This window comes from Rathayibacter tanaceti (assembly GCF_001634385.1).
GTDB classification, from domain to species: Bacteria; Actinomycetota; Actinomycetes; order Actinomycetales; family Microbacteriaceae; genus Rathayibacter; species Rathayibacter tanaceti.
The window spans coordinates 1-1,091 of record NZ_LIIN01000269.1 but is presented as its reverse complement, the minus strand read 5'-3'; the positions used below and the strand labels follow the sequence as shown (position 1 = coordinate 1,091).

Sequence of the window (1,091 nt, the reverse complement as noted above, 5' to 3'; positions counted from 1 at the left end):
GGCGTGCTCGACCTCGGAGCCGCCTCTGCCGACCGCCTCAGTGACGACGCGGTGGGGGAGCTGCTCGGCGGCGACCTCGCGCTGCTCGCCGGCGCGATCCCGCGCAGCTGCCTGCGCCGTTGCAGCCGACCACGCTGATCCACGGCGCCCTCGATGAGGATGTGCCCGTCGCGTACAGCCGCCGCTACTCCGCTCGCCACCCCGCGGTGCACCTGCACGAGCTCGCCGGCATCGGCCACCTCGACCTCGTCGACCCGGCGTCGCCCGCCTTCGCCGCGCTCGTGGCCGCGCTCGTTCGCTGAGGCGCGGGCGCTACAGGCAGGGCGGGCGCTACAGGGCGGGCGGGTACAGGAACAGCGGCACCTGGGCCGCGGGGAACGTGCGGGTCACGTAGCTGTGCTTGCCGCCGTAGTTGTACTCCTCGAGGAGCACGGTGCCGTCGTCGTTCACCTTCTGCACGTACGAGACGTGGTTGTAGGTCCACCACGCGACGCAGCCGACGATCGGGACGCTGCTGGTGGCCCAGCCCTTGGCGGCCCAGTTATCCGGCCACTCGTAGGCGCTGCCGCCGAGCGGCGTGATGTTCCCCCAGGTGTACTTCCACGGTGCGGAGGTGCGGCCGGCGTCGCGGTTGAGGCGCCAAGCCACGAAGTCGACGCACTCGCGGTAGTAGTAGCCGAGGGGCGAGAGGCCGCCTCCGTCGTCGTCGATGGTCTCGTAGGGCCAGGGGTAGTCGTCGCCGACCGCGCGCGTCTGCACGGTCGAGAACTCGCCGCTGTTCGACCCGGAGAGCACGGCCGCCTGGCGGCTCGCCTCGTCGAGCTGCGCCTGCGTCGGAGCCGCGAACGCGTCGCGGACCGCGGTCTGGCCGGAGGCTCCGACGAGACGGTGAGGTTCTGGAGGCCCGCCCTGCTCGCTGCGGCGCGGCCGGTCGCGGTGGCGGAGGTGCTGCGAGCGCCGTACGCGGGGATCGCGGCGGTGGCGAACAGGCCGCCGACGACCGAGAAGGTGGCGAAGCCCAGCGCGCGGCGGCTCAGCCCCTCGAGCGGGTCGGCTCGGCCGACGTGCGGGCCGCGGAGGTGCTCGGAGCG

Annotated in this window: 3 protein-coding genes; 2 read left to right on the top strand and 1 reads right to left on the bottom strand. The window is 73.5% G+C overall.

The window, feature by feature from the left end; all coding sequences use genetic code 11:
• Positions 1–119: 119 nt before the first annotated feature.
• Entirely contained in the window at positions 120–302 is a 183-nt protein-coding gene (locus ACH61_RS17115) for an alpha/beta fold hydrolase (protein WP_153038959.1), read from the top strand.
• A 28-nt stretch (positions 303–330) separates the two neighbouring features.
• Here the strand turns inward: ACH61_RS17115 and ACH61_RS18715 are convergent, their stop codons facing one another.
• On the bottom strand, positions 331–795 hold the full coding sequence (locus tag ACH61_RS18715; protein ID WP_068213778.1) for a CHAP domain-containing protein: 465 nt from the start codon (positions 793–795) through the stop codon (positions 331–333).
• A gap of 93 nt (positions 796–888) precedes the next feature.
• On the opposite strand from ACH61_RS18715, the gene ACH61_RS18710 reads away from it, so the two are divergent.
• On the top strand, positions 889–1,091 hold a 203-nt coding region (locus ACH61_RS18710), incomplete at its 3' end, for a hypothetical protein (RefSeq protein ID WP_236713729.1).